18 protein-coding genes are annotated in these 18,413 nt (G+C 71.9%); 12 read left to right on the top strand and 6 right to left on the bottom strand.

Features of this window, described 5'->3' with window-relative positions:
* Positions 1-5 precede the first annotated feature (5 nt).
* Entirely contained in the window at positions 6-386 is a 381-nt protein-coding gene (locus C4T78_RS29635) for a type II toxin-antitoxin system death-on-curing family toxin (RefSeq protein WP_093157222.1), read from the top strand.
* 67 nt (positions 387-453) lie between these two features.
* Here C4T78_RS29635 and C4T78_RS29630 read toward each other — a convergent pair whose 3' ends face one another.
* The 5 genes from C4T78_RS29630 to C4T78_RS29610 form a co-directional block, all read right to left on the bottom strand.
* Positions 454-789 (bottom strand): hypothetical protein, encoded by a 336-nt coding sequence (locus C4T78_RS29630; RefSeq protein WP_093157221.1) that lies wholly within the window; start codon positions 787-789, stop codon positions 454-456.
* Positions 790-1,075: 286 nt separating this feature from the next.
* Positions 1,076-1,531, bottom strand: a complete 456-nt coding sequence (locus C4T78_RS29625) for a flavodoxin family protein (RefSeq protein WP_093352743.1) — start codon at positions 1,529-1,531, stop codon at positions 1,076-1,078.
* 1 nt (position 1,532) lies between these two features.
* Complete coding sequence (locus tag C4T78_RS29620; RefSeq protein ID WP_235863541.1) at positions 1,533-3,179, bottom strand: phospho-sugar mutase; 1,647 nt, start codon at positions 3,177-3,179, stop codon at positions 1,533-1,535.
* Positions 3,180-3,366: 187 nt separating this feature from the next.
* Positions 3,367-4,176 carry a purine-nucleoside phosphorylase gene (locus tag C4T78_RS29615; RefSeq protein ID WP_093352746.1) on the bottom strand — a complete coding sequence of 270 codons (810 nt, stop codon included), beginning with the start codon at positions 4,174-4,176 and terminating at the stop codon, positions 3,367-3,369.
* Between the two features lie 59 nt (positions 4,177-4,235).
* The gene (locus tag C4T78_RS29610) at positions 4,236-5,948 is read right to left on the bottom strand and encodes a serine/threonine-protein kinase (RefSeq protein ID WP_093352748.1); all 1,713 of its coding nucleotides are present in this window, start codon (positions 5,946-5,948) and stop codon (positions 4,236-4,238) included.
* A 456-nt stretch (positions 5,949-6,404) separates the two neighbouring features.
* Here C4T78_RS29610 and mbhE point away from each other — a divergent pair, with 456 nt between their 5' ends.
* From mbhE to C4T78_RS29555, 11 genes are all read left to right on the top strand, one after another.
* Positions 6,405-8,762 carry a hydrogen gas-evolving membrane-bound hydrogenase subunit E gene (gene mbhE, locus C4T78_RS29605; protein WP_093352751.1) on the top strand — a complete coding sequence of 786 codons (2,358 nt, stop codon included), beginning with the start codon at positions 6,405-6,407 and terminating at the stop codon, positions 8,760-8,762.
* The gene (locus C4T78_RS29600) at positions 8,759-9,304 is read left to right on the top strand and encodes an MnhB domain-containing protein (protein WP_235863543.1); all 546 of its coding nucleotides are present in this window, start codon (positions 8,759-8,761) and stop codon (positions 9,302-9,304) included. The genes mbhE and C4T78_RS29600 overlap by 4 nt, the downstream gene beginning before the upstream one ends.
* On the top strand, positions 9,301-9,717 hold the full coding sequence (locus C4T78_RS29595; protein ID WP_093352752.1) for a Na(+)/H(+) antiporter subunit C: 417 nt from the start codon (positions 9,301-9,303) through the stop codon (positions 9,715-9,717). The genes C4T78_RS29600 and C4T78_RS29595 overlap by 4 nt, the downstream gene beginning before the upstream one ends.
* The gene (locus C4T78_RS29590) at positions 9,714-11,246 is read left to right on the top strand and encodes a Na+/H+ antiporter subunit D (RefSeq protein ID WP_093157213.1); all 1,533 of its coding nucleotides are present in this window, start codon (positions 9,714-9,716) and stop codon (positions 11,244-11,246) included. Before C4T78_RS29595 ends, C4T78_RS29590 begins: the two co-directional genes overlap by 4 nt.
* Positions 11,243-11,797, top strand: coding sequence for a Na+/H+ antiporter subunit E (locus C4T78_RS29585; RefSeq protein WP_093352755.1), 555 nt, complete (start codon positions 11,243-11,245; stop codon positions 11,795-11,797). Before C4T78_RS29590 ends, C4T78_RS29585 begins: the two co-directional genes overlap by 4 nt.
* 130 nt (positions 11,798-11,927) lie before the next feature.
* Positions 11,928-12,194, top strand: a complete 267-nt coding sequence (locus tag C4T78_RS29580; RefSeq protein ID WP_093352757.1) for an MrpF/PhaF family protein — start codon at positions 11,928-11,930, stop codon at positions 12,192-12,194.
* Positions 12,191-12,538 carry a monovalent cation/H(+) antiporter subunit G gene (gene mnhG / locus C4T78_RS29575; protein WP_093352759.1) on the top strand — a complete coding sequence of 116 codons (348 nt, stop codon included), beginning with the start codon at positions 12,191-12,193 and terminating at the stop codon, positions 12,536-12,538. Before C4T78_RS29580 ends, mnhG begins: the two co-directional genes overlap by 4 nt.
* Positions 12,539-12,663: 125 nt before the next feature.
* The gene (locus tag C4T78_RS29570; RefSeq protein WP_093352762.1) at positions 12,664-12,948 is read left to right on the top strand and encodes a hypothetical protein; all 285 of its coding nucleotides are present in this window, start codon (positions 12,664-12,666) and stop codon (positions 12,946-12,948) included.
* Between the two features lie 431 nt (positions 12,949-13,379).
* Complete coding sequence (locus C4T78_RS29565) at positions 13,380-14,669, top strand: M20 family metallopeptidase (RefSeq protein ID WP_093352765.1); 1,290 nt, start codon at positions 13,380-13,382, stop codon at positions 14,667-14,669.
* A 70-nt stretch (positions 14,670-14,739) separates the two neighbouring features.
* Positions 14,740-16,113 carry a M20 family metallopeptidase gene (locus C4T78_RS29560; RefSeq protein WP_374703913.1) on the top strand — a complete coding sequence of 458 codons (1,374 nt, stop codon included), beginning with the start codon at positions 14,740-14,742 and terminating at the stop codon, positions 16,111-16,113.
* A 159-nt stretch (positions 16,114-16,272) separates the two neighbouring features.
* Entirely contained in the window at positions 16,273-16,851 is a 579-nt protein-coding gene (locus tag C4T78_RS29555) for a hypothetical protein (RefSeq protein WP_093352767.1), read from the top strand.
* Positions 16,852-16,856: 5 nt separating this feature from the next.
* On the opposite strand, the gene C4T78_RS29550 is transcribed toward C4T78_RS29555, so the two are convergent.
* Positions 16,857-18,326 carry an FGGY-family carbohydrate kinase gene (locus C4T78_RS29550; RefSeq protein WP_093352770.1) on the bottom strand — a complete coding sequence of 490 codons (1,470 nt, stop codon included), beginning with the start codon at positions 18,324-18,326 and terminating at the stop codon, positions 16,857-16,859.
* Between the last annotated feature and the right edge of the window lie 87 nt (positions 18,327-18,413).

The raw sequence follows: 18,413 nt of genomic DNA, 5'->3' as shown, positions 1-18,413 counted from the left end.
ACCGCGTGATCGTTTACCTCGACACGTCGGATCTGCTCCTGCTCGCCACGGCGGTGACCGACGGCGACCTGATGGTGCGGGACGGCGGCCTGCTCGACGCGGCCGCGTACCGGCCGCACGCCGAGGTGTTCGGCGTGCCGGCCTACGAGACGTTGTGGCTGAAGTCCGCCGCGCTGCTGGACTCGATCGTCCGCACCCGCCCGCTGGCGGGCGGCAACTGGCGGCTGGCGTGGGTGGCCGCGGTGGCGATGTGCGACCTCAACGGCTGGTGGGTGGAGGCCGCCGACGACGCGGCGCTGGAGATGGTCCGCGAGGTCGGCCGTGACCAGCTGGAGCTTCCCGAAATCGCTGGTCACCTGGAGTCCTGGGCGAAGCCGAAGGCGTGAACCGGGCCCGGACGCGGTGGTGGCCCGGTCGGTATCTCCGGCCGGGCCACCGCGATCGTTGTGCGGGTCAGGCGGCGGGTCCGCTTTGCAGCTTGCGCATCGCGATCGGTGCGCCCGCCAGGTCCTCTTCGTTGCAGAGCAACTTCAGGTCGTAGTAGGGGGCACCCTCGCGATCGTCGTAGTCCAGGTGGACTGCGATGACGTCGAGCGGTTCGCCCAACCAGTCCTGAGCTGCGCGGAGCCACTTGGCGGAACGCTCCAAGGCGGCCGGTAGGTCGTTGTCGCGGAACTCGACAGGTCGGTAGGGAACGCCCTGAACCTGGTCGTGTGAACCAGGGGGCTGTGGGAGATCCACGGAGACGCCGGAGTCGTCGAGTTCGAGTCGGATCGATTCCTCACTCACTGTCGCAGCGTAACCCCTCGGGCCCCGCAAATGCTGCCGGAGTCCCTGCGGAGATGTCTTCCGACGGCCTGGATGGGGTGGTTCGGGGGATCTGCACCGTTACCGAGCGCGAGGAGGAGGGCGCCCCGAACATCGCACGTTGATGAGGGAAGGCGGGCTTTGCCCAGGGCGCCCCCTGTCGTCAAGGGGCGCGCCCCGACGACACGATCAGGTTACTCCGCGGCTTCGTATCAAGATCAACTGGGGTTCTTCTGCTGTTGCGCGACCGGAAACCCGGGTGCCCGCGTCACTCGATCATGAGCCCGGCCGCGATGGTCGCGCCCAGCTCCCAGCAGGCCGCCAGATCGGCCTTGTCCGGGGCGCCCAGGACCGTGACCGGTTCGGCGACCTGCTGCCAGGAGAGCCCCGTGGTGATCGACCGGATCGCGCGCTGCGCGCCCTCCACGCCCTCGTTGCCGTGCACGTAGTAGCCGAACGGGCGACCCGCGGTGGAGTCCAGGCACGGGTAGTAGATCGTGTCGAAGAAGTGCTTGAGCGCGCCGCTGATGTAGCCGAGGTTCGCCGGGGTGCCCAGCAGGTAGCCGTCGGCTTCGAGGACGTCGCTGGCGGTCGCGCTCAGCGCCGCGCGGCGCACCACCTCGACGCCTTCGATCTCGTCGGTGGTCGCGCCGGCGACGACCTGTTCGAACAGCGCCTGCATCCCGGGCGACGGGGTGTGGTGCACGATCAGCAGCCGGGGCATCTCAGCCTCCTCGCACGAGTTCGGAAACGGCGCGCTCCAGCGCGGCGAGGCGGTCCGCGGCGCGCCGCTTGGCGGTGGGCAGGTCGTCGACCTGTTCGACGACCTGCAGGTAGCACTTGAGCTTCGGCTCGGTGCCGGACGGCCGGATGACCACCCGCAGGCCGCCTGCGCCGGTGACCACCAACGCGTCGGTCTCCGGCAGCAGGTCACGGACGTCCACAGTGGTCCCGGCGAGCTGCGCCGGGGGCTGCGCCCGCAGCCGCCGCATGGTCCGGGGGATCACGCTCAGGTCGGAGACCCGGACCGAGATCTGCCCGGTCTCGTGCAGGCCGTGCTCGGTGGAGAGCTCGTCGAGCAGCTGCGGGAGCGAGCGCCCCGCGGCCTTCAGCGCGGCGGCCAGGTCGGCGGCCAGCACCGCGGTGGAGATGCCGTCCTTGTCGCGCACGAAGTCCGGGTCGACGCAGTGGCCGAGCGCTTCCTCGTAGGCGTAGACCAGCCCGGTTCCCGCGCCGTCCCCGGCGCGCACCAGCCACTTGAACCCGGTCAGCGTCTCGTCGTAGCGGACACCGAACTCCGCGGCGATCGAGCGCAGCATGGTCGCGGAGACGATCGTCGTGGCCACCAGCGGGTCCGGCGCCGCCTCGCGGTCCAAAGTGGACAGGATGTGCCAGGCGAGCAGGACGCCGGTCTCGTCGCCGCGGAACATCCGCCAGACGCCGTCCACCGGCGCGCCGAGCGCGCACCGGTCGGCGTCCGGGTCCAGCGCGATCGCCAGGTCCGCGCCGACCTCCGCGGCCAGCGCCAGCAGCGCGTCCGTCGTCCCCGGCTCCTCCGGGTTCGGGAACCCGACGGTGGGGAAGTCCGGGTCCGGATCGGCCTGCGAAGCGACCAGGTGCACGTCGTCGAAACCCGCGCGGTGCAGCGCCTCCCGCAGCGGCCGGGCGCCGACGCCGTGCAGCGCGGTCGCCGCGATCCGCAGCCCGCGGGCGCTGCCGCGCGGCAGCGTCGCGACCCGGGCGAGGTAGTCCTCCAGCGCCGAGGAGTGGACCGACCAGCTCTCCGCGCGCGGCACCGAGTTCGCCGCCGGAGCAGCGGCGACGGCGGCCTCGATCTCGCTGTCGGTGGGGTTCACCAGGTGGGTGCCGCCACGCAGGTACAGCTTGTACCCGTTGTCCTGCGGCGGGTTGTGCGAGGCGGTGATCTGGATGCCCGCGACGGCGTCCAGCGCGCGCACCGCGTGCGCGAGCACCGGCGTCGGCAGCGGCTCGGGCAGCACCCGCACGTCGAAACCGGCGGCCGCCAGCACACCGGCGGTGTCGGCGGCGAAATCGGCCGATCCGTGCCGCGCGTCCCGGCCGACCACCACGACACCGCCGCCGTGGCCGTGCTCGTCGAGCCACTTCGCCACCCCGGCGGTCGTGCGCACGACCACCGCGCGGTTCATGCCGTTCGCCCCGGCGCGCACCGCGGCGCGCAGACCCGCGGTGCCGAACCGCGGCATCCCGGACATCCGGTCCGCCAGTTCCGGCGAGTCGGCGTCGACGAGCCGCTGCAGCTCCGCCCGCGCACCCGGATCGACGTCCTCCGCGATCCACCGCTCAGCCGCGGCCCGCGCGCCAGTCCCGCACACTTCCACCGATTCGCCCACGAGGCCTCCGATGCGAATGCCAACACCCGAGCGGAGATCATCCCAGCTCCGCCGCGATCCCGTGGGGTCGTGAGCGCGAAAATCCCGCGCTCACGAGCCCACGTGCTGGTCAACGGGTCGGAGACCAAGCGGACGCCGAGGCTTCACTGCCCGCACCGCCGCGCAGAACGGGTCTCGGAGCTGGACTTCAGGAGGCTTCGACGACCGAGCGCAGCAGCTGGCCCATGCGGCTGGCCGACGCGCGGCCCGCTTCCAGGACCTCCTCGTGGTTCAGCGGTTCGCCGCTGAGCCCCGCCGCCAGGTTCGTCACCAGCGACAGGCCGAAGACCTCGGCGCCCGCGGCGCGGGCCGCGATCGCCTCCAGCACCGTCGACATGCCGACCAGGTCGACGCCCATGGTGCGCAGCATGCGGATCTCGGCGGGCGTCTCGAAGTGCGGGCCGGGCAGCCCGGCGTAGACGCCTTCCTCCAGCGTCGGGTCGATGCCGCGCGCGAGCTCCCGCAGCCGCGGCGAGTACAGGTCGGTGAGGTCCACGAAGTCCGCGCCCACCAGCGGCGACCGCGCGGTCAGGTTGACGTGGTCGCTGATCAGCACCGGCTGCCCGACCTGCATGCCCTCGCGCAGGCCGCCCGCGGCGTTGGTGAGCACCACCGTGCGGCACCCGGCCGCGATCGCGGTGCGCACGCCGTGCGCCACCGGGTCGATGCCCTTGCCCTCGTAGAGGTGCGTGCGGCCGAGCATGACGAGCGCCCGCTTGTCGCCCACCTGCACCGAGCGGATCTTGCCGCTGTGCCCGATCGCGCCCGGTGCGGTGAAGCCCGGCAGCTCGGCCATGCCGATCTCGGCGGCGGGCGAGCCGATCTCCTCGGCGGCGGGCTGCCAGCCGGAACCGAGCACGACGACCAGGTCGTGGCGTTCGACGCCGGTGGCCTCGGCGAGCGCGGTGGCGGCGGCCGAAGCGGAGGCGGACGTGTCGATAGCAGTACTAGAGGTCACGGCCGCGCAGCTTAGAGGCTTTTCCGGCTTCGCGTTGCGAGCACGCCCCGCCGGGCTCGTCAGGACGCGCTGGTGTCGAGGGTCGGTGCGATCTCGTTGAGCATCGCCTGGCTCTGGGAGCTCAGCCCGGGCGGCCCGGTGACCCGCACGATCCACAGGTCGTCGTCCCGGCGGACCAGCTCCGCCTCCGTGGTGCGCGGGGCGGGGTCGGCCTGCCCGTTGAGCATCGGCCGCACCGTCGTCGTGTAGATCAGCCGCTTGCCGTCGCCGTTGTCGGTCACGCTGTCCACCTGGATCTGGTTCCCGCCGCTCACGCTCAGCGGCAGCCGGTCCAGGTAGTCGTCGATGTCGTGGCCGGAGCTGAAGAAGTTGCCGTAGCGCTGCACGGCGATCTCGAAGAGGCCGTCCGGCGACACGTAGGACGTCACCAGGCTGTTGGCGACATCGGTGCGCTCGCTCTGGAACGTCTGCCAGCCGCCGGGGCTCGCTTGCGGCGCCAGGATCTGGAACTTCCCGCCCGAGGGAGCGGCGGTGTGCTTGGCGTTGCCGGCGGTCTCGACCAAGCCGAGCTGCTCGGCCAGCGGCGTCTCCGCGGCAGGGCTCGACGGCGTCCCGGGCTCGGGCAGGACGTCCTTGCCCAGGGAGAGCCGGGTGAGGGCGAAGCCACCGGCCAGCGCGGCGGCGAAGAGCACGACGGCGGCCACGCCCAGCGCGACCGCGGCCCACGGCGAGCGGCGGCGCGGCGGCGGGTCCTTCAGCTCGAACGGCGGCAGCCCGGGGTCGCGGGCCAGCGGGGCGGCCTGCGCGCCGAGGGTGGGCTGCTTCGGCCGCGGCGGTGGCGGGTTCGATGGGGTCGGCGGCACCAGCGAGCGAACCCGCACCGTGGGGGCCTCCGGGTCGAGCAGCATCGCGAACGGGCGCGCGCCCGGCGGCGGCAGCAGGTGCTGCACCCGGCGGCGGACCTCGGTCAGCGACATCCGCCGCGTCGGGTCCTTGACCATCAGCCCGCTGATGATCTCGCCGATCGGGCCGGAGCGGCTCACCTGCGGGACGGGGCCGCGCACCACCTCGGTCACGGTGGCCAGCGGATCGTCACCGACGTCGTAGGGTGCCCGGCCCTCGACGACGGCGAACATCGTCGCGCCCAGCCCCCACAGGTCGGCCGATGCCCGCACGCCCTCGCCCGCCGCGACCTCGGGCGCGATGTAGGCCGGGGTGCCCAGCAGGATCCCGGTGCTGGTCAGGGTGTGCTCGGCGATGTTGCGGGAGATGCCGAAGTCGCTGACCTTGATCCGGCCGTCGTCGCCGATGAGCACGTTGCCCGGCTTGACGTCGCGGTGCACGATGCCCGCCCGGTGCGCGGCGTCCAGCCCGGCCGCGACGCCGTCGACGATCACCGCGATCTGCTGGTCGTCGAGCGCGCCGTGCTCCTCGAGGATCGCCGCGAGGCTCTGCGACGGCACCAGCTCCATGACCACGAACGGCTCGCCGCCATCGCGGGCGACGTCGTAGAGGGTCACCACGTTGGGATGCGACAGCACCGCGATCGCCCGTGCCTCGCGGAGCGCGCGCTCGCGCATCTCGGCGGCTTCCTCGTCGGGCATCCCCGGCGGGAGCTTGACCTCCTTGACCGCCACCGGGCGGCGCAGCAGTTCGTCGGTGCCGGCCCACACGGTGCCCATCGCACCGCCGCCGAGCTTGCGTTCCAGGCGGTACCGGTCACCGATCAGCCGACCGGCGCCGGCGAGGGTGTTGTTGTCGTTCGCGGGCACGATCGCATTCTCCACGGCCGACCGCGGCCGCGAGGCCGAACGGGTCGATCGTTGCGGAGCTGGGACGGCCTGCCCGCACCGGAGCGATCAGCGGCGATTGCCCGTATCAGCGTTACAAAACGTGAGTAATCCCACCCGGAACGGCACTGCGGACGCGTTGTTGTCGCAGCTAACGTTATTTCGTCGCAACGAAAAAACCGGTGTCGATCCGCTGCCGTCCGCAAGATCGCGGATTGGCCCGGATACGTGTGTTTCGGATAAGTTGGGCGCCGATCGGACCTCGCTGACATCGGTGGCCCGAGCCTTCTCAACGCCGATATTCGCAGCGTCGCGCGCAAGGAAGCAACATACACCTGCTTCGGGGTGCGTCCGCGTTGACGGTGGCGAACGATCCCGGGGGCGCCGGGTGTCGGCCGGTCGAGCTGACCACGACCTATCGACGTCGAGGAGGTGCCCTTGCTCGCGTTCGTCGTCGTGCACCTGCTGGTGGCCCTGGCACTCCCGTTCCTGGCCCGGCGCAGCACCCGAGCCGCATTCCTGACCGCAGCCGTTCCGCCGGCTGCGGCTCTGCTCTGGGTGCTCGCGCAGGCCGGACCGGTGCTGTCCGGGCAGACGATCAGCGAGACAGTCGAGTGGGCACCGCTGATAGGCCTGCAGTTCGCCTTCCGGCTGGACGCGCTGGCGCTGCTGATGACCATCCTGGTCGCCGGCCTCGGCGCCGTGGTGCTGGTCTACGCCGACTCCTACTTCAGCCGCGGTGGCGGCGACGCCCGGCGCTCGGCCCCGCTGCTGCTGGCCTTCGCCGGGGCGATGCTCGGGCTGGTCTTCTCCGACGACCTGATCACCGTCTACGTCTTCTGGGAACTGACGACGATCTGCTCGTTCCTGCTGGTCGGGCAGGCCGGGCTCAGCCGCGAATCGCGCCGCTCGGCGCTGCAGGCGCTGATGATCACCAGCCTGGGCGGGCTGGTGATGCTGCTCGGCTTCGTGGTGCTCGGCGAGACCGCGGGCACCTACCGGATCTCCGAGCTGGCCGCGAACCCGCCGGGCGGCGCCGCGACGGTGGTCGCCGCGCTGCTGATCCTGGTCGGCGCGTTCACCAAGTCCGCGCAGATCCCGTTCCACAACTGGCTGCCCGCGGCGATGGTCGCGCCGACGCCGATCAGCGCCTACCTGCACGCCGCGTCGATGGTCAAGGCCGGTGTGTTCCTGGTGGCCCGGCTCGCGCCGGTGTTCACCGGCGTGCCGGAGTGGAAGCTGGCCGCCATCGCCTTCGGCCTGGTCACGATGCTCGTCGGCGGCTGGCGAGCGCTGCACGAGTACGACCTGAAGAAGCTGCTGGCCTACGGCACCGTCAGCCAGCTCGGCTTCCTGATGGTGCTGTTCGGCGCGGGCACCCACACCGGCGCGATGGCCGGTGCCGCGATGCTGCTCGCGCACGGCATGTTCAAGGCCACGCTGTTCCTGGTCGTCGGCATCATCGACCACCAGGCGGGCACCCGCGACATCCGCAAGCTCTCCGGACTGGGCCGCGAGCTGCCGTGGCTGGCGGTGATCGCCACCCTCGGCGTGGCCTCGATGGCCGGGCTCCCGCCGATGCTCGGCTTCATCGGCAAGGAGGCGGCGTTCAGCGCCTTCCTCACCGGCGGTCGACCGGACCTGCTGGTGGACGCGGTGCTGGTGCTCGGCTCGATGCTGACCGTCGCCTACAGCCTGCGGATGCTGTGGGGCGCCTTCGCCGACAAGCCGGAGCTGCCGCGGACCAAGGCCAAGAAGCCCAGCGCGGAGGCGCTGATCCCGGCCGGGCTGCCCGCGCTGGCGGGCATCGTGCTGGGCATCGGCTACCCGGTCGCCGACAAGCTGGCCAGTTCCTACGCCGAGGTCTTCGCGCCGGTCGACGACCCGTACCACCTGGCGCTCTGGCACGGCTTCAACCTGCCGCTGCTGCTGTCCGCCCTCGCCGTCACCGGCGGTGTCGCGCTGCACCTGGGCCGGGTCCAGCTGACCGCGGCGCGCAAGAAGCTGCCGCGGCCGCTGGACGCGCAGCGCGGCTACGAGCGGATCATGGCGCTGCTGGAGCGGGTGGCGGTCGGCGTCACCGGCCGCCTGCAGGTCGGTTCGCTGCCGACCTACCTCGGCATCATCCTGCTGACGATGCTGGCGATCCCGGGCTCCGCGCTCCTGGTGCGGGCCGCGGTGCCGGACGATCTGCGGGCGTACGACAACCTCCTGCAGGTGCCGCTGGCCCTCGTGGTGATCGTCGCGGCGATCGCGGTGCTGCGCTCGCGCCGGCGGCTGACCGCGGTGCTGCTGGTCGGCGTCGTCGGCTACGGCATCGGTGGGCTGTTCATCGTGGACGGCGGCCCCGACCTGGCGCTGGCCCAGTTCCTGGTGGAGACGCTGACGCTGGTGGCGTTCGTGTTCGTGCTGCGGCGGCTGCCGGTGCGCTTCACCCAGTCCGACACCGCGAAGGCCTGGCAGGCGCCCAAGGCGGTCATCGCGATCGCCGCCGGGTCCTTCATCTCGCTGGCCGCGGTGATCTTCAGCAGCGCGCGCCAGGCCCCGCCGGAGGCCAGCGAGGCGTTCATCGCCAACGCGGAGAAGGGCGCGGGCGCGACCAACGTGGTCAACGCGATCATCGTCGACTTCCGCGCCTTCGACACCGTCGGCGAGATCGCGGTGCTGGCGATCGCCGCGACCGGGGTGGCCAGCCTGATCCTGGCCTCCCGTCACGAACGCCGGAAGCGCAGCACGCGAGTACCGCCGATATCGGTGAAGACGCCGGTCAAGCAGCAGGAGGAGGTGCGCGAATGACGACGACGCCGATGAAGCGTCCGTCCTGGACGACCTGGGACGCGCCCACCGAACGGTGGCTGCTGTCCGGTTTCTGCCGGGACGGCAAGCAGCGCACCGTGCTGCTGGAGCTCGCCGCCCGCATCATCTTCCCGACCGTCCTGGTGCTGTCCATCTACCTGCTGTTCGCCGGGCACGACCGGGCGGGCGGCGGGTTCAGCGGCGGCCTGGTCGCCGGGCAGGCCTTCGTGCTGCGCTACCTCGCCGGTGGCCGGATGGACGACAGCGCGATCGTCTCGATGCGGCCGCCGGTGCTGATCGGCATGGGCCTGACCATCGCCACCACCTCGGCGTTCCTGCCGCTGCTGTTCGGCGGCGAGCTGCTGGAGACGGCGATCTACAAGTTCACCGTGCCACTGCTCGGCGAGATCAAGTTCGTCACCAGCGTGCTGCTCGACAGCGGGGTGTACCTGCTGATCGTGGGCGTGGTGCTGGACCTGCTGCGCACCTTGGGCTCGGGCATCGAGGCCGACGTCGACGCGGCGGAGCGGGGGCAGCGATGACGATCAACCTGACCATGGCGGTGGTGCTCGCCGTCCTGTACTCGGTCGGCTTCTACCTGTTGATGCAGCGCTCGCTGATGCGGATCCTGCTCGGCATCGTGATCCTCGGGCACGGCTCGAACCTGCTGCTGCAGACCGCGGGCGGCCCGCCGGCCGGCGCCGCGATGATCGGCACCACCGATCCGGCGCAGATGGCCGACCCGCTGCCGCAGGCGATGGCGCTCACCGCGATCGTGATCACCTTCGCGCTGACCACGTTCCTGCTGGCCCTGGCCTACCGCTCGTGGACGCTGCTCGGCCACGACGAGGTCCGCGACGACCTGGAGGACCGGCGCATCCAGCGGCTGGAGCGCCGGCTGTCCGAGTCCGAGGAGGACGGCGCCGAGGAGCTGGAGAAGGAGGCCACCCAGTGACCGTTCTCGTGGCCCTGCCCGTGCTGCTGCCCCTGCTCGCCGCCGGGTTGTCGCTGGCGCTGGGGCGCTTCGCGGACATCCAGCGCGCGCTCGGGCTGCTGGTGCTCGGCGCGATCATCGTGGACGCGGCGGTGCTGCTCTACGTCGCCGACCGGTTCGGGCCGGTGGTGCTGCAGATGGGCGCCTGGCCGGCGCCGTTCGGCATCACGCTGGTCGCCGACCGGCTCTCCGCGCTGCTGCTGATGATCTCCTCGGTGGTGACCTTCGCGGTGCTGATCTACTCGATCGGCCAGCGCATCACCGACTACGGCCGGGAGCGCTCCAGCACCACGTTCCACCCGATGTACCTGATGCTGTGCGCGGGCGTCTCGCTGGCCTACCTCACCGGCGACCTGTTCAACCTGTTCGTCGCCTTCGAGATCATGCTCAGCTCGTCGTACGTGCTGATCACCCGGCGCACCACCGCCACCCGCGTCCGCGCGGGCATGACCTACGTGATCGTCAGCCTGGCCTCCTCGCTGCTGTTCATCACGATGATCGCGCTGGTCTACGCCTCGACGGGCACGGTGAACCTGGCCGACCTGGGCGAGAAGGTGCACCAGCTGCCGGACGGGCTGCAGATCGCGCTGGCGCTGCTGGTGGTGATCGTCTTCGGCGTGAAGGCGGCCATGGTGCCGCTGCACTTCTGGCTGCCGGACAGCTACCCGACCGCGCCCGCGCCGGTCACCGCGGTGTTCGCCGGGCTGCTCACCAAGGTCGGCATCTACGCGCTGATCCGCACCCAGACGCTGGTGTTCAGCCATTCCGAGAGCTGGAACCTGATGCTCGGCATCGCGCTGATCACCATGGTCGTCGGCGCGCTCGGCGCGCTGGCCCAGAACGACCTGAACCGGTTGCTGTCCTTCCTGCTGGTCAGCCACATCGGCTACATGCTGTTCGGGCTCGGCGTCTACGACGTGGTCGGCCTGACCGGCGTGATCCTCTACGTGGTGCACCACATCACCGTGCAGGCCGCGCTGTTCCTGGTCAGCGGTCTGATCACGCGGCACACCGGCACCGTGGCGCTGACCCGGATGGGCGGCCTGGCGAAGGCCGCGCCGATGATCGCGGTGCTGTTCGCGCTGCCCGCGCTGACGCTGGCCGGGGTGCCGCCGTTCTCCGGCTTCGTGGCCAAGCTGGCGCTGCTGCAGGCCGGTGTCGGCGCCGGGACCTGGACGGCCTACGCGGTCACCGGCGGCCTGGTGCTGACCAGCCTGCTCACCCTCTACGCCATGGCACGGGTGTGGACGCGGGCGTTCTGGGGGCAGGTCAAAGCTCCCGAGCAGGACCCCGATCCGACCGATGAGCTGGTCGTCGGCACCGCCACCTCGAACCGCCCGATGGTGGTGGCCAGCGGCGTGCTGGTGGCCACCAGCGTGGTGATCGCGCTGGTGGCGGGCCCGCTGGCGGAGGTCAGCGGGCGGGCCGCCGAGGACCTGATGCACGGCGAGACCTACCGGAGCGCGGTGTTGGGAGGTGCCGTCGAATGACCGAGCGGATCACCCGTCGCGGCGGGCTGCTGCGGCGGCTGCCGATGGTGGCCTGGCTGACCCTGGTCTGGGTGATGCTGTGGGGCACCTTCGACCTGGGCACGCTGTTCTTCGGCCTGGTGGTGGCGGTGTTCGTGGCGACGCTGTTCCCGAACCCGGCCATCCGCACCAACATCGCGGTGCGCCCGCTGCGGGTGCTGCAGCTGGTCGGCTACCTGGCGTGGGACCTGGTGATCTCCACCGGGCGGGTCTCCTGGCAGGCGGTCACCCAGGGCCCGAAAGCGCCCGCCGGGATCGTGGCGGTGACGCTGCGGACCGACTCCGACCACATCACCGCGATGGTGGCCAACGCGCTGTCGCTGGCCCCGGGCAAGTTCGTGCTGCAGATCGACCGGGTCCACCGCATCTGCTACGTCTACTCGCTCGGCATGCGCGCGGCCGACGCCGAGTCGGTGCGCCAGGAGGTGCTCGCCCTGGAGCGGCGGGTGGTGCGGGCGGTCGGTTCGAGGGCGGAGCTGGCGCTGGTCAGCGGAACGGAGGGAAGCGCATGACATCTCTCGTGCCGACCGGAGTTCTGCTCGACCGCACATCGGGGGGCGTGATGAGCCACGAGAAACCGCGAAACGCGAGTTCGGCGCCGGGCGCGGCCGCCACTGAGGATCGCGGAGAGGCGGACTGCGCATGACCTGGGTGTTCATCGTGACCGTCGGCCTGCTGAGCGTGGCCGGGCTGCTGGTCCTGGTGCGGCTGATCCTCGGCCGCACCACGCTGGACCGGATCGTGGCCGTCGACGTGTTCGTCACCGTGATCATCGCCGGGACGTGCGCGGGCATGGGCTGGGTGCAGGACGGTTCGAACATCGCGTTGCTGGCCGCCTTCGCGCTGCTGGCGTTCATCGGGTCGGTCAGCGCTGCCCGGCTGGTCGAGAAGAAGGAGCCGTACCGATGAGCCTGCTGGACGTCTTCTCCGCGGTCTGCCTCATCGGCGGTGCGCTGTCCTGCCTGCTCGGGGCCATCGGCCTGCTGAGCTTCCCGGACGTGCTGGCCCGCCTGCAGGCCGCCACCAAGCCGCAGACGCTGGGGCTGATGCTGATCCTGATCGGGACCGCCGTGCAGCTCGACTTCATCTACGCGTCGGGTCTGATCCTGGTGGCGCTGTTCCAGATGCTCACCGCGCCGGTGATGGCGCAGCTGGTGGGCCGGGCGGCCTACCGCGCGGACAGCATCCGCCGGGACACGCTGGTGGTGGACGAGCTCGGGGACCGCATCGAACGGGAGCGCCGGGACCGCTGATCCGATCCGGCACATCTCGCACGCGACCGGTCACAGTGCGCGCCGACTATGATCAAATGGTCCTGTACGGGTGACCACGAAAGTGTCGGTAGTCCGACGCGGCTGCAGAAGGATGTGGAGCCATCATGTGGCGGACCGGCCGCGTTCTCGCTGGCCTCGCGATCGCGTTGTCCCTGTTCCTGGTCCCTCCGACGGCGGTCGCCGAGGAGGTCTCCGCACCACCGACGACCGCCGTGCTCGCGCAGGAGCCGCCGCCCGCACCGCCCGCCGACCAGCCGCCCGCGGACGCCGGCACCGATGCGCGCCAGCGCATGGGGATCGGCATCGCCGGTATCGTGCTGATCGGCGCGGTGCTGCTGTCGCGCCACCTCCGCAAGAAGCCGGTCTTGTTTGTCAAGTGGAAAAAGTAGTAGACCACCCGGAAACCGGCCGGCCGGTCTGTTCTTTGCGGAATAATTTCGCTGTCAATTCTCGCCATGGACTAGACCTGACGGCGAACCTGTGGGATTTTCACAACTGACTACGTGCGTAGGCGCAAGGCCCTCCAGGTGACAACAGTCCCTGACGTGCGTAGATCGGGGCGAACGCCCCCCACGAACGTGGGCCGGCACCGGGAAGCCCCCCGACCGGTGCCGGCCCACACCCTTCCCGCCGGCTCCTCGGGCCCCTGCGGCGGACTCTCCCCGAGTGGTTGTTGAACGCGAAATCAATGTGCGTTGAAAACAATTCTTCGGCCGGGCTGAAACGGCGCCACCCGTTCGTCGCAGTGTGCGTACCGGTCGGCTAGACGTTCCGCATCGGTGCAGTCCCGCTGTTCCGGATGATGCAGGATGGGCGCCAAATGAGTACTGCGCCCGCCCCGCACCGCGATCACGACCGTTCCGCCACCGCGCGCTGCCGCGCCTCGGTGCAACGCCACGAGCGCGAGCTGGTCGAGCTCTCCCGCAGCATCCACGCCGAACCGGAACTCGCCTTCGCCGAGCACCGCAGCGCGGCCAAGGTCGCCGACCTGCTCGCCCGGCACGGCTTCGAGGTCCGCACCCCGGTGGCCGGCCTGGACACCGCGCTGGTCGCCGAGCGCGGCAGCGGCGAGCTGGTGGTGGCCGTCTGCGCCGAGTACGACGCGCTGCCGGAGGTCGGTCACGCCTGCGGCCACAACGTCATCGCCGCGGCCGCGGTCGGTGCCGCGCTGGCGCTCGCCGACGTCGCCGACGAGCTGGGCATCACGGTCCGGCTGATCGGCACTCCGGCGGAGGAGACCGGCGGCGGCAAGGTGCTGATGCTGGAGCGCGGCGTGTTCGACGACGTGGCGATGGCGATGATGGTGCACCCCGGTCCGGAGGACATCTGCCGCCCGGTCTCGCTGGCCATCACCGACCTGGAGGTGCGCTACACCGGCCGCGAGGCGCACGCCGCCTCGGCTCCCCAGCTGGGCCTCAACGCGGCCGACGCGCTGACCGTCGCGCAGGTCGCCATCGGCCTGCTGCGCCAGCACCTCGAGCCGCAGCAGATGGTGCACGGTATCGTCACCGCAGGTGGCGCGGCGCCGAACATCGTTCCTGCGCACACCGCGGCGGTCTACAACTTGCGCGCTGCCGAAGCGCGTTCCCTGCAGCGCCTGGAGAACCGCATCCGGGCCTGCTTCGAGGCGGGCGCGACGGCGACCGGGTGCACGCACGAAGTCGTGCAGATCTCCCCGGTCTACGCGGAGCTGGACCCCGACGGCTGGTTGTCGGAGGCCTACCGCCGCGCGATCACCGAGCTCGGGCGGGAACCGCTCGACCGAGGTGCCGAGCAGAGCCGGGTCATCGGCAGCACCGACATGGGCAACGTGACCCGGGCCCTGCCCGCGATCCACCCGATGATCGCGATCGACTGCGGCGGCGCGGTCAACCACCAGGTGGAGTTCGCCGCGGCCTGCGCGACCCCGACCGCCGACCGGGCGGTGCTGGACGGGGCGCTGGCGATGGCCTGGACGGCGGTGGCCGCCGCCGCGGACGGCGCCCAGCGGGAACGCCTGCTGGCGGCCGTGCGCGCTCGGAGTTCGTCGGAAGAGTTCTGCACACCGGTCGGCGGCGCGCACCGCGGGCCGGGTGCGGGTGCCCAGCAGGACGCCGGGGGCGCGGCGTGAGCGGTGCTGCCGCTTGCCGCTCGTGCCGCGCACCGGGTCCGGACGCCCCGCAAGACACTGGAGGAATGGCGTGACCGTGGTGGATTCTCGTGGCTCGGACCCGGGACGGCCCTCGAACAGCGGTTCGGTGGTGGAGGAGGCGAGCTGGCCCGCAGCGGCGCAGGGCACGCTCCTCGCACCGGGCGTGGACGGGCCGTCCGCGCCGATCGGCAGCACCATGTCGGGCGTGGACACCAGTGTCGGGGCCGTGGCGGACCTGGGCGCCGGCCGCGGGCCGTCCTGGCTGGACTCCTGGTTGGCCGAGAACGCCCAGCGGGTGGTGGCCTGGCGGCGGCACATCCACGCCCACCCCGAACTCTCCCGCGCCGAGCACGAGACCACCGCCTTCCTCGTCGAGCAGCTCACCAGGGCGGGGCTGAAGCCGCAGGTGCTGCCGGTGGGCACCGGCCTGGTCTGCGACATCGGCGAGGAGCGGCCCGGCGGCCGCACCGTGGCGCTGCGCGCGGACATCGACGCACTGCCGCTGACCGAGGCCACCGGGCTCCCGTACTCCTCCACTGTGGACGGTGTCGCGCACGCCTGCGGTCACGACGCGCACACCACGGTCGCGCTGGGCGCCGCGCTGGCGCTGGCCTCCGCGCCGGAGCTGCCCGGCCGGGTGCGGCTGATCCTCCAGCCCGCCGAAGAGGTGATGCCGGGCGGCGCGCTGGACGTGCTGGCCGCCGGGGCGCTCGACGGGGTGGACCGGATCTTCGGTCTGCACTGCGATCCGCGGTTGCCGGTCGGGCAGATCGGCACCCGCGTCGGCGCCATCACCTCGGCCAGCGACCTGCTGGAGCTCCGCCTGACCTCGCCCGGCGGGCACACCTCGCGCCCGCACCTGACCGCGGACCTGGTGCACGCGCTGGGCACCGTCATCACCGGCCTGCCGACGCTGCTGTCGCGCCGCGTCGACCCGCGCACCGGAACCGTCCTGACCTGGGGCGCGGTGCACGCGGGTGAAGCGCCGAACGCCATCCCGCAGGACGGGGTGCTCACCGGCACGCTGCGCACCGGCGACCGCGACACCTGGGCGAAGCTGGAGCCGCTGGTGCACGAGCTGGTGCACAGCCTGCTGGCGCCGCTCGGCGTCGGGTTCGACCTCCAGCACCGGCGCGGCGTGCCGCCGGTGGTCAACGACCAGGAGAGCACCGAGCTGTTCCGGGCGGGCATCGAAGCCGCGCTCGGCGAAGAAGCCCTGGCGAGCACCCCGCAGTCCTCGGGCGGCGAGGACTTCGGCTGGTACCTGGAGCACGTGCCGGGCTCGTTCGCGCGCCTGGGCGTGCACTCCGGGTCGGGCCGGGTCAAGGACCTGCACCAGCCGACGTTCGCGCTGGACGAGCGGGCCCTGCTGGTCGGTGTCCGGGCGATGGTCCACACGGCCCTGCGCACCCTCCGGAGCTGACTCCGCGGAGTCCCACCTGATCGAGGTGTATCCACTCGCAGCTGTATCTGCGGGCGGGGTTCGCGCCTCTGTATGGGTATGAGAACGAAAATCACCTGCCCTGGAGAACGAACCCCGAACGCAGTCGTGGAGTGGCCGCCCTCGGCCAGGCACGGCGCGATGACCTGCCGGGACGCCGAACGGCTGCTGGGCCCGGACGAGCTCGTGGCGGGCCTGGCCGCCGGTGAGTGGGTGCAGCCCTGGCACGGCGTGGTGGTCCCGGCGGCCCGCGCCGGCGATCCGGTGACCCGTGCTGCCGCCGCGCTGCTGCGGGCCGGACCGCACTCGGTGCTGTCCGGCCCGACAGCGGTGGCGATGCACGGCTGCGGCCCGGCCGACGAGGTCGTGGACGTGACGATCCCCTACGGCCGCGAGGTGCGCTCGCAGCCGGATCTGACGATCCACCAGGCGTGGGTCCGGGAGTGCGACGTCGTGGAGCTGGACGGCCTGCGCACCCAGGCCCTGGACTTCGCGATCACCGATCTGCTGTGCACCGGCGATCAGCGCCAGGCCCTGGACTGCCTGGAACAGGCGCTCGGCCGGCTCGGCGAGGGGGCCGAGCGCTTCCGCGCGCTGGTCGCCGAGCGGATCGCCCGCCGCCGGGACCGCCGTGGCACCCGGCGGGCGAGCGCGCTGCTCGGGCTGGCCTGGGCCAAGCCGCGTCCCGCGCTGGCCGCCGGGATCGGCGGTGCGCGATGAGGACTTCAGCGCTGGAACCAGGCGGCGGCCTGAGCCGCTTCCCGCGCGGCGATGAAGCGCGCGTACGCGTCGTCGTAGGTGGCCCGGTTGGCCCCGATGGGCAGCAGCGGCTCGGACGTCCCGACCAGCTCGCGGGCGACCTCGGTGAGGCTGCGGCCGGTCAGCAGGGACTGCGCGGTCACGGTCGCGCCGCGGGCACCGGCCTGCTCGTCGGTGGTGCGCACGACCGGCAGCCCGGTCACGTCCGCGATCACCTGGCGCCACAGCCGGTTCGCCGAACCACCGCCGGTGAGCCGGAGCTCGGTGGGCTGCGCGGCGCTGGCCCCCAGGCAGTCCCGGATCGCCATGGCCAGCCCCTCCAGACAGGCCCGCGCGATCTCGGCCGGACCGTGCTCCAGGCTCAGCCCGTGCAGGCTGCCGCGCGCGGCCGGGTCGTAGAACGGCGCGCGCTCACCGGCCAGCGAGAGGTAGGGCAGCATCAGCAGGCCCTTGCTGCCGGGCTCGGCCTGTTCGGCGAGATCGGTGAGGTCTTCGGGGTTGGGCAGGCCGAGCATCCGGCAGGTCCACTCCACGACCTCGGTGCCCGACAGGGTGGCGCTGGCGAGCATCCACCGGCCCGGTTCCGGCGTGCGCAGCGACATGCCCACCGGCGTGCGGTCGAGCCGCGGGCTGTCGCTGATCACCTCGGTGCAGATCGTGGTGCCCAGGATCGTGCAGGCCTGGCCGGGTTCGGTGACACCGGCGCCGATGGCCGTGGAGATCACGTCGTACGCGCCGAGCACCACCGGTGTGCCCGCCGGGACGCCGAGCCGCTCGGCCGCGGCGTCGCGCAGCGGTGCGATCCGCTGCCGACCGTCCACCACGTCGGGCAGCAGCGGCTGCGCCCAGTCCAGCCCGAGCTCGGTGAGCACGGTGGGGGAGTACTGCCCGGTCCGCGCGTCGAGGAACGGGTTCGAGGCTTCGGAAACGTCCCAGGCGAGGCGCCCGGTCAGGCAGTGGAACAGCCAGCCGCCGCAGGTCAGCACCTTCGCGGACCGCTCGAGCCGGGCCGGGTCGTGCTCGGCGAGCCAGCGCAGCTGCGCGTGCGGCAGACCGCCGAACCCGACCGATCCGTTGATCTTGAACAGCTCGGCGAGCACCCCGGAATCGGCCCAGTCGGCGGCGATCCCGGAAGCGCGGGCGTCGTTCCAGAGCAGCGCGGGGCCGGTCGGTCGGCCGGCGTCGTCGACCAGCCAGCAGCCGTCGCCCTGGGCGGTCAGCGCGAGCGCTGCGACGTCGGATCCGGCGGCGGCGGTGAGTTCGGCGACGGTGTCGGCGACCGCGCTCCACACCTCCTGCATGTCCTGCTCGGCCCAGCCGGGCCGCGGGTGCTCGACCCGGGTCGGGCGGCGGGCGACCGCCAGCTCGGTCCCGTCCGCCGCGTAGGCGACGCTCTTCACCACCGAGGTGCCGGCGTCGATGCCGATGGTGATCACGGGCGTTCCCTCCAGATCCCGCCTGCCGGGTCGGCCGGTGCGCGACCCGAGAACATCACAGCATTGTGTGTTAAAAATTTCAAGATA

This window comes from Saccharopolyspora kobensis (genome assembly GCF_900108315.1).
Taxonomy (GTDB): Bacteria; Actinomycetota; Actinomycetes; order Mycobacteriales; family Pseudonocardiaceae; genus Saccharopolyspora; species Saccharopolyspora kobensis.
Note: the sequence above shows the minus strand (reverse complement) of the source record. Positions and strands in the feature narration are given on the sequence as shown.